Annotated in this window: 11 protein-coding genes; 4 read left to right on the top strand and 7 right to left on the bottom strand. The window is 50.8% G+C overall.

Going from position 1 to position 9526, the window contains the following annotated elements; translation table 11 throughout:
• Positions 1–198 (top strand): autotransporter outer membrane beta-barrel domain-containing protein (locus tag M2374_RS14445; RefSeq protein ID WP_259155230.1); only part of this gene is annotated, 198 nt, incomplete at its 5' end.
• Between the two features lie 218 nt (positions 199–416).
• Here the strand turns inward: M2374_RS14445 and M2374_RS14440 are convergent.
• Entirely contained in the window at positions 417–800 is a 384-nt protein-coding gene (locus M2374_RS14440) for a cupin domain-containing protein (protein ID WP_174360820.1), read from the bottom strand.
• Positions 801–997: 197 nt separating this feature from the next.
• On the opposite strand from M2374_RS14440, the gene M2374_RS14435 reads away from it, so the two are divergent.
• Complete coding sequence (locus tag M2374_RS14435) at positions 998–1183, top strand: hypothetical protein (protein ID WP_115258589.1); 186 nt, start codon at positions 998–1000, stop codon at positions 1181–1183.
• On the opposite strand, the gene trpS is transcribed toward M2374_RS14435, so the two are convergent.
• The 5 genes from trpS to M2374_RS14410 form a co-directional block, all read right to left on the bottom strand.
• The gene (gene trpS, locus M2374_RS14430; RefSeq protein ID WP_181688167.1) at positions 1169–2173 is read right to left on the bottom strand and encodes a tryptophan--tRNA ligase; all 1005 of its coding nucleotides are present in this window, start codon (positions 2171–2173) and stop codon (positions 1169–1171) included. The genes M2374_RS14435 and trpS overlap by 15 nt on opposite strands.
• Positions 2174–2406: 233 nt before the next feature.
• Positions 2407–3210: a PhzF family phenazine biosynthesis protein gene (locus tag M2374_RS14425; RefSeq protein WP_153879516.1), complete on the bottom strand. Its 804-nt coding sequence runs from the start codon at positions 3208–3210 to the stop codon at positions 2407–2409.
• Between the two features lie 116 nt (positions 3211–3326).
• Entirely contained in the window at positions 3327–5111 is a 1785-nt protein-coding gene (locus tag M2374_RS14420; RefSeq protein ID WP_181631254.1) for a diguanylate cyclase, read from the bottom strand.
• Positions 5112–5229: 118 nt separating this feature from the next.
• Positions 5230–6339, bottom strand: a complete 1110-nt coding sequence (locus M2374_RS14415) for an AI-2E family transporter (protein ID WP_181688166.1) — start codon at positions 6337–6339, stop codon at positions 5230–5232.
• Between the two features lie 119 nt (positions 6340–6458).
• Positions 6459–7352: an ABC transporter six-transmembrane domain-containing protein gene (locus M2374_RS14410; protein WP_181688165.1), complete on the bottom strand. Its 894-nt coding sequence runs from the start codon at positions 7350–7352 to the stop codon at positions 6459–6461.
• A gap of 99 nt (positions 7353–7451) precedes the next feature.
• On the opposite strand from M2374_RS14410, the gene M2374_RS14405 reads away from it, so the two are divergent.
• Positions 7452–8024 carry a TetR/AcrR family transcriptional regulator gene (locus tag M2374_RS14405; protein ID WP_115258586.1) on the top strand — a complete coding sequence of 191 codons (573 nt, stop codon included), beginning with the start codon at positions 7452–7454 and terminating at the stop codon, positions 8022–8024.
• A gap of 28 nt (positions 8025–8052) precedes the next feature.
• Here M2374_RS14405 and M2374_RS14400 read toward each other — a convergent pair whose 3' ends face one another.
• Entirely contained in the window at positions 8053–8397 is a 345-nt protein-coding gene (locus tag M2374_RS14400) for a DUF1294 domain-containing protein (protein WP_117343122.1), read from the bottom strand.
• A gap of 729 nt (positions 8398–9126) precedes the next feature.
• Here M2374_RS14400 and M2374_RS14395 point away from each other — a divergent pair.
• Complete coding sequence (locus M2374_RS14395) at positions 9127–9516, top strand: hypothetical protein (RefSeq protein ID WP_181688164.1); 390 nt, start codon at positions 9127–9129, stop codon at positions 9514–9516.
• Positions 9517–9526: the final 10 nt, after the last annotated feature.

Here is a 9526-nt window from a genome sequence, read left to right as displayed (position 1 = left end):
AACACGCATGATTTTGGTACGAAGATGGACGGGGTGAGCGTGTATCAGGACGGGGCGCGCAATCTCGGAGAAATCAAAACCGGCGTGGAAGGCAAGCTGAACGACCACCTGAATCTGTGGGGTAACGTGGGCGTCCAGGTCGGTGACAAAGGCTACAGCGACTCATCTGCGATGGTAGGGGTGAAATACAGCTTCTAGGTCATAAAGTCATGGCAGGCCTCAGGAAGAGGCTTGCCATTGTTTCATACAGGTTTTGTCAGCCGGAGCCTGTCAAATTTCTGGCGGCAGTGAGGTTACTTTGCTGCCCGCCAACTGAACCTGAACGTCATGTTCAGCATCTGATAAATTGCGCAAACTTCAGAGGCATCAGCCCCGTTATCGTCGTGATTGTCGCGATCATCCGGGGCTTTTTGCTGTTATGGCGAGTCGTTACAGCCGGTATCTTTATGTCTGGCCCAGTCGACCATGCCCTGAAAGTCAACAATGACCACCGACTCATCCCCGACGACCCAGGCATCGTGCCCTGGAGGGATGCGTGACAGATCGCCGGGGCGGCAATCAAATTCACTGCCATCGTCCATTTTTACCCGCAGCACCCCGGCTACGTGGTATTGAAAATGCGGGGCTTCACAACTCTTTGTTCCCGCTATCGACTGGATCGATGTCGCCCATCGCCAGCCGGGCTCCAGCACCGCACGTCCGACGATGGCTCCGCTGATATTGAGAAGTTCCAGTCGTCCATTCGCAAACTCGCGAACCTCATCTGGTATATCGAATGATTTCACATCTGCTTTGTCCATTGCGCACCTCCTTAGCTTGATTACGCACATGGCCGCTCTTCAATTATATCAGCCTGGTTGTTTTTTGTTCGGTTTCACCATGGGGAATTCTGCAACAGGACCTACCCGTAGACCGGGTTTAAGCCGTGCCCGGATTAGCGTAAAATGTCCGCTTTCTGCCGCAACGCTACTGGCTAACTCAACCAAGTGAATTTTTGATGAAAAATAATCCGACGCTCTCCCTGATGTGTTTTCAGATGCTGGAATCTGGCGCGAGTCGCCGTACGGTGAAAAGGGCTCTGACATCCCGCCGTGTCAAGGGACGTCAGGCTGTGGTGCTGCTCTGCAAGCAAGAGATGGCGCTGCTGAGAAGCGGGAAATTGCGCGTGTCAGAAAACGGGTAATCCCAGCCCACACTTCACTTCCCTTACTGTTTTCTGCGTGACGTCGTGCGCCCGCTCGCTCCCTTTTTGCAATAGCGCCATCAACATGCCCTTATCCTGGATGTAGGTCGCACGGCGTTCTCGCATGGGGGCAATGAGTTCTTGTAAACACACCTCCAGCTCATTTTTACAGGTTTTATCCCCCAGCCTGCCTTGTTGATAGTTCGCTTTCATCTCCGCAACTTTTGCTTTGTTCGGGTGAAATGCGTCCAGATATGTGAACACTATATTGCCGTCTATCTGCCCCGGGTCGGTCACTTTTAAATGGTGAGGGTCGGTGTACATGGCGCTGACCGCGCGATGAATGGCCTCTTCGCTGGCAGAAAGGAGCAACGTATTGCCAAGTGATTTCGACATTTTGGCGTTGCCGTCGATACCCGGGAGGCGGCTGGTTTCGCTGAGCATTGCCTTACAATGCTGTAAAACGGGAGTCGGTAACAGGCTATTCATCTTATGTACAATTTCGTTAGTCTGCTCGAGCATCGGTAATTGATCGTCGCCGACGGGAACAACGTTGGCTTTGAAGGCCGTAATATCTGCCGCCTGGCTGATCGGGTAAACCAGGAAACCAACCGGCAAAGAGCGGGTGAACCCTTTTTGCATAATTTCATTTTTTACCGTTGGGTTACGCTCTACGCGCGCCACGGTAACAATGTTCATATAAAGCGCAGTCAGTTCAGCAAGCGCCGGTAGAGCAGACTGCAAGCAAATTGTCGTGAGTGAAGGATCAATCCCCGCGGCAAGATAATCGGCGAGCACTTCGGGGATGTTATTGCGGATCTTTTGCGGATTGCTGCCGTTATCGGTAAGCCCCTGAAGATCAGCGACCAGCACAAACTGTTGATACTCACGTTGCAGGGCAACACGCTGGCGTAGCGAGCCAACAAAGTGGCCGAGATGTAATGGGCCGGTTGGGCGATCGCCAGTAAGAATAATGGTTTTGTTGTTCATGTCAGACTCCTTAGTCATCAAACCGAAAGGGGTCTTTCAAATGCAAATAACCGCCTTTCGACGGTTATTTAAAATGGGGAAAACACATTCTGGCCGCCTTTAAGAAGGCTGCCACCACAGGTTGTTATTAACGCTGTTTACATCGTGTTTTGTATTCATTTAATGAACATATCATGGTGTGATGAAGAGGTAAAGCCATGCACGCTGCGAGCTGATTGGCGTGACAACCGTTGTTATCGCGCGTTCTCACGCAACTGTACTTTACCTGTCAGATACGTTGTGGCTTGACCACCAATATGGACACGATCGCCCACTAACTTGCAGCGTAAATCCCCGCCGCGCTCGGACACCTGGCGTGCCAGCATCTGTGTTTTGTTCAGTTTCTCAGCCCAGTATGGAATGAGCATGCTATGTGCCGAACCTGTGACAGGGTCTTCCGCAACGGCCTCGCCTGGGCAGAAGAAACGACTGACAAAATCGTATTCCCCATCGCCTGGCGCCGTAATGCAGACCATTTTTCCCAGCGGAAGCATGGCGTGAATATCCGGGCGTACTGCTGTAATCTGCTGCTGATTCTCCATAACGACCATGTAATCACGTGCCACGCGGACTTCTTTGTATTCCGTGATACCCAGCGTTTCCAATAGTAAAGGCGGCGGTATAACCGATTCGGTATTCCAGGCGGGGAAATCAAGCGTCAGCCATTCGCCACTGCGGGTCACGGTCAGCGGGCCAACAAATCGGGTTTCGAAGTGAATTGTGGTGTCCGGGTAGTCAAGATGTTCAAAGATGACGTGTGCAGCAGCCAGTGTGGCATGCCCGCATAAATTGATTTCACCCTGAGTGGTAAACCAACGTAGCTCAAAGCCGCTATCGGTGGTGACAAAGAAGGCGGTTTCTGACTGGTTATGTTGCTGAGACATTTTTAATAATATCTCATCGGGCAACCATTCTGTAAGAGGACACACTGCGGCGGCATTGCCACCAAAAGTGGTGTCGGTAAAGGCATCTATCATGTAAAAATCAATGTGCTTCATCGTATAGTCCTCTTGTTGTTCTCCGGTCATCTCACGCTCTACCATGCCATGACAACGTGCAATTTCGTATTGGTTTATGCTCTTGCAGGCAATAACATATCGTGATATGCCCGCGTTTAGCTCGCTTGCAGCATACCGAAGCTCACAATTCGTGACCGGCCCAACTCTTTGGCGCGATACAGGGCCACGTCAGCGGCGCGCAGCAGGTTGTCGCTTTGGGCGTGCTGTGGGTAGCTGGCAACGCCAATAGACACGTCGATATGGCTGATGTCCGACGTCCCAAAGCGCAGCGTAAGCGCATGCACACCGTTGTAGATATCCGTCGCCATGCGGTTAGCCTCTTCTTCACCCATGCCGCTGAGCAGGACCAAAAACTCTTCACCACCGTAGCGGAACGCCATCCCACTGTCGCGTATGGCGCGCTGAATAATCGCGGCAACGCCCTTGATAACGCCATCGCCCGCCTCGTGGCCGAACCGATCGTTGACATCTTTGAAGTGATCAATATCAATCATCAGGCAACTGATGGGTGTCTGATTATGTATCGCCTGGCCCATCTGGGTGCGCAAAGTGTCTTCCAGATGATGGCGATTGCGCAGACCTGTCAGCGGGTCGTAGAGTGCTTTTTCCAGTAACGCATCGCGCAGACGCTGATTAGCTAATGCCAGACCGAGCGCTTCTGCCATCAGTTCCAGATACGCGCGGGAAGGCGCGGTATCATCGCTGAGATTCTGAAATGAGAGCAGGCCGATAGCCTCACCTTGAGCAATCAACGGCACACACAGCGTGTGATCCTGACATGACTCTGGCAGATGGTAGCAGGCGATGTCCGGCTCGCCGTGGACCGGGGGATGACTCTGCCCGCGACGCACGGCCCAGCATTCGTCCGGGTGGAAGGCATCTGCTTTTCCCTGCGGAGAAAGCCACTCAGCGACGCAGCGCATCTGCCACGGTTCCCGGTCAAGAATGTAGAGGCGTCCGGCGACGCCGGGAGCAATATTCGGCGCGAACAGTTGTGCAACATTGATAACGTCAGCGAAGTTCTCACAGCCCTGTAAGCGCTGAGTCATCCGTGCCAACAGTTCGCGTATCGCCCAGTCGGCGTCACGCTCTTTCTCCAGCCGCTGCCGTACCAGGCCGTTCTCGCGAAAAATGCGGATGGCCTGTGCCATATCGCCGATTTCATCAATCTGGTTAAAGTTAGGTGTTTCAACCGCGTAATCCTGCGAGGCCAGTCGATGAACGACGTCGCTCAGTCGCACGACGGGGCGCAGCACCCGACGTTTTAAAATAAAGCCGAGGACAAACAAAAACAGTAGTGCCGTCAGTCCGACCATCACTTCGGACAGCGTGCGCAGTGTACGGGACGTCTGCGTGGCGTCCTCAATGGCGTTGCGGGCGCGGCTGTCGAGCATCTGGCGGAAATGGTCTATTTTATCCTGCGTCCGTTCGAGCTCCTGCTCATAGGATTTACCGAAGAGCAGGGCGATAGCCTGCGCCTGCTCTCCGCGCGCGACGCTTTCGATCGCCGTCTGTTGTTCGTTCTGTAGCGTATCAACAATTTGCAATCCCTCGTGCAGGAGCGCCAATTCTTCCCCTGATGCACCGGTATCCTTCAGTTTCGTCAATCGGTGCTCAACGGCTTTTAGCGAGGTCTCTTTCTGTTGGTAAGCTTGCAACGCATCAGGATCTTTACTGACCACATACAGGCGCGCCAGATCGGACAGTGACCAGGCGTCAATTTCAACTTCTTCGGTCAGCTGATCGAATATATACCGCTGTTCTACCGCCTGTCGTTCGGTGTTATCGGCGCTTGACGCCATTAGCATGACCACGCCGGAGGCGAGGGTCAGGCATACCGTCGCACTGTAGGCCCAGTTGGTGATTGTGGCTATTCGCACCTGTTTATTCCTTTTGCGACGAGTAATGAATGTGCATGATTGAAATTATAGAAAACGTATGATTTTGCGTGACAATAAAAAGGCGACCCCGTGGTCGCCCTTTGTTATCGTCATACCGTTATAAATCTGGAGGATTTTTTCCTTCTTCCATAAAGTCTTTATCGATCTCCTCCACGTTGCCCTCGTGATCGCGCCCGGATAACAGATTCCAGCAGGCAAGGAACAGTGCCGCGATCAACGGGCCAATGACAAACCCGTTGATACCGTAAATCTCCATCCCGCCGAGGGTGGAAATCAAAATTAGATAATCGGGCATCTTGGTGTCTTTGCCCACCAGTAATGGGCGCAAAATATTGTCTACCAGCCCGACGATAATGACGAAGAATCCGACGATAAACAGTCCTTGCCACAACTGCTGCGTGGCAAAGAGGAAAATTGCCGCGGGTACCCAGACAATGGCTGAACCCACCGCAGGCACCAGTGAGAGAAACGCCATCAATGCGCCCCACAGAACGCTGCCGTCGATGTCCACAATGGCAAAAGCAATGCCACCGAGTGTGCCCTGAACCACCGCGACCACCGCTGTGCCTTTTACCGTGGCGCGGGTGACACCGACAAATTTGGCAAACAGGTGCTGTTTAGCGAAATCGGTCAGCGGTAAAGAATCCAGAATCTGACGCACCAGGTACGGCCCGTCCTTGAGCAGGAAAAACAGCAGATACAGCATGATGCCAAAGCTGATGGCAAAGCCGAATGTCCCTTTGCCAATCAGGAATGCACTGCCGGCGAGGTACTGCCCGCCCTGTAATGCAACATCGGAGAGCTTTTGCTGAATTTGTGCCACGTTATCCAGATGGTGGTCCGCAAGGAATCCTCTGGCCCAGTCAGGGAGATACGACAGGATCGCGGTGACGACTTCCGGGAACTGCGTGTTGTTCTGTTGCAGCTTGCTGTACACCACGTTCAGTTCGATAGCCAGTGATGACAGGATCACCATCAGGGGAATAAAGACAATCAGGCAGATAATGCCAATGGTGATAAGCGACGCCAGCCCGTTGCGATCGCCCAGCGTGCTGCGCAGTTTGTTTTTCACCGGATTAAAAATAGTGGTTAATATTGCGGCCCACAGAATGGCGGAAAAGTAAGGGGACAGCACATCAAAGAACGCCCACGTCACCAGGGCGAGAATGAAAATGAAAAAACCTTTGGTCAGTCCGTTAAAACGCATTAGTGGATCCTGTAAATAAGAAGCAGTCCCGACTATAGAACTGTTCAGCGGATTTACCAACCTGCAACTGTCGGCGTGCCAGGGCACGCTGAGCGAAATGGACGTGAGTCTACCGGGGTTTATTCATGTCCGGTGTTTACTCGTTTACCAATATCTTTGAGCTGAGAATACTTTTCCAGCAACTGCGGAGCATCATCCAGGCTCATGGCAAACATCCACATATAGGTCATCACAGAGTAAATGTGACCCGCATCAGCCCCGTCGCCGAACGTCATGATGAGGATCGTCATGCCAAATAACAGAGCGACCACAATGCCAATGGACAAGTAACCCAGCGCCTCACGGTCGGATAAACAAATACGCAGCCTGGACAACAGGCGGTAATGTTTGCCGAGCGGGGAGGCGGCGGCACTATTGACCATGGCTATCTCTTTTTCGAGTCGATTATTTAATCGCAGGAAAAGCGCTTCGTTTTTGCGCGTATAGCTGCTCAGGAACAGTGAAAAAAAACCAAGAATGACAAGGCAGGCCACACCCGTCCACAACTCTATAACCAGCAGCATGATGGCAGCCCCCAGAATAGAGGCGATCGAGGTGATCAGCGCAGGCAGATGCTTTTCAAAAAAATCGACGAACTCGCGGGAAAGCGCGACCCGTGCTGCAATGGTCGAGGTATTTTGATTGTCCCGACGTTGAGCGAGAATGACGGGAACAGCCAACTCAGCATAGATCCGGGTAAATGTACGGGTATCAACACTCCGACGAGCCGCCCCTATGGCCCACATAATAAAGACCACAACGGCATAAAAAACCGCGTGTAAGGCGTTACCCGCAATAATTGCATTGATGGCAAAGCCGGCCATTAGCGGATACAGCAGATACGTCAGGTTCTCGGCAACTACGAGAAGAAATGTGACCAGGAGTTTTTTACGGTGGCGGCGGGCCAGAGACTTAAGCGTGCCAACTGCACTGTATAAAGATGTGGATTTATCGTGACTCTTCAGGCTTATCATTATCTGTGATTCTGTTAAAATTAATAATTGAGCGGTTGCTCAATTATTGCAGGTCGAGTGTATTTGAGCGGTTGCTCAAAGTCAATGCGGGGTGAATTGATGAAAAAAAAGACAGAAGAGTTGAGAGTACGAATTCTGGATGGCGCGGTGGCGCTGTTTATCGAAAAAGGGATAGAGAAGGTGACAACCCGGGAGTTGACGGAACATCTCGGCCTTTCTCGCAGCCATATCTATCACTACTTTAAGGACTGGCAGTCACTGTGCCTCGCCGCGCTGGAAAGATTTATGCAACAAGAGCTGGACGATTTAGCCGAATCGTTAGCCGGGCGCGAACCTCACGAAAAGTTAAGCGTATTGATCAAATACTACCTTCCTGAAGGTCCGGATGCCGTCTGGCAGCTTTATGACTCTTTATGGCGTCTGGCGAGCCATGACGCCGCTTACGCAGAGCTTGCAGAGCGCAATATGAATTGCTGGATGGAAATGATCGCCGACATTATTCGTGAAGGTGTGGGGTTGAAAGCGTTCCGGGCGCTGGATGCCGAACGTGTTACACGCCAGTTCGTTGCCATGCTTAACGGGTACTCAGAGAACCTGATTATTCATCCTTCACCTGAAAAATGTCAGTTGGCCAGCGACGATCTCCACGACTTTATCAGGCAGATGTTGTAAAGCTGTATAGTTCGCGCGTAGCCAATGTTCAGAAAGGCGAAAAAGGATAGAGCTGATACACCGCTACCATCACGGAGATGCTCAATAATACGCTGATGATAAAGTAGGTTTTGAATGGCTGTTTTTGTGTTTTGTGGCGAAAGAGTTGCTGACCTGCTATCGCGCCGGGCCATCCGCCGACAACGCCAAACATCAGTAATGTGAACTCTGGCACTCTGCGCCAGGCTTTTCGCGCCGCCATTTTGTCCATGCCGTAAATCACCAGCGTCAGTACGTTGGCGAGCAGTAACCATATAATAAAGGGATGAGATGTAAACAGGCTGCCGATCGCGGCGAGGATCAGCAGCAAATAACAACCGCGATTGAGATTCATAGTATTCGCCACAGCCATTTCCAGAGAGTATCGACCCTGCATTGTACGCAATACCCACGGTGAGCTGAACCCCTGTCGGAAGCCGTAACCATAACCTGTTACTCATAAACCTTACTGGAATAATGTTCTATTCTAAAATTTGTCTTTTTAATACTAGACTTGTGCGCAAGGACGCTCACAAATAAAAATACGCGATGCCAATTGACTTACATCAATTTTTAGTCCTATTTTTACTACTCCTTTAGAGATAAATACGCATCCCTCTTTAAGGGGTTGTTACAGATATGGACAGAGATGATAGAGGGTTATTGCTAAGAGGAGAGGCTTGACGAGTGGGGAAATTGAAAAGTTAATGGCTGGGCAGGTGTGAATGTCTACATTAATATATTATAAACCGATTTTTATTATATATCGTAATGTATTGTCAGTGCTTATAATTAAAGTGAGCATAGTGTAATGCAGATTCACTTTTATGTATTCAATGCCACCATATTTTCCTTTCAATATCACTGTGTCTTCTCATCGTTCTTCTGATTTCCCACTTGTTATGATAACTTTCATATGAAGTAAATGCGCTAAATAGATGCTGCTTTTAACATTTAACGAACAAATTTCAAGGTGTTTTCAGCCGTTGACTTGAATTTACCAGACGGTCATATTTCAACACGCGAAATATCACTACCGCCCGTGGACGCGGTGCAACGGATTTAACGAACTGGAAACCAAAGAATGAAAAAAGTACTCATCGCTAGCCTGACCTTAGTCGCAATGACCACCGCACCAGCGCACGCCATCAACGCACAGTACCGTGCCCAGTTGGAGCGTTCCGGCTGCAACGAGATGAATGCTGGCAAGGGGTGCGACATCCACAAAACAAAGGCAGAGAATGCAAAAAACGCCGTGAAGCATACACCTAACTCGGTAAATGAATCCAACGTGCCGCAGTACGTTAAAGAGGCTGAGAATATTATCAACCTCAAAGGGATCGCCGCAGAAGAATATTTGATAGAGCGTGGCTGGTGTCAGCAGGCAGATGGCGACTGGAAAAAAGGTGCTCACCTGATGCGCGTCATTGAGGATAAAAAAGGATTTGTGGCAAATGCCCAGATCATCAAGTAATAAAAGACCC

Source organism: Citrobacter sp. JUb117 (assembly GCF_024809055.1).
GTDB lineage: Bacteria > Pseudomonadota > Gammaproteobacteria > Enterobacterales > Enterobacteriaceae > Citrobacter > Citrobacter gillenii.
Note: the sequence above shows the minus strand (reverse complement) of the source record. Positions and strands in the feature narration are given on the sequence as shown.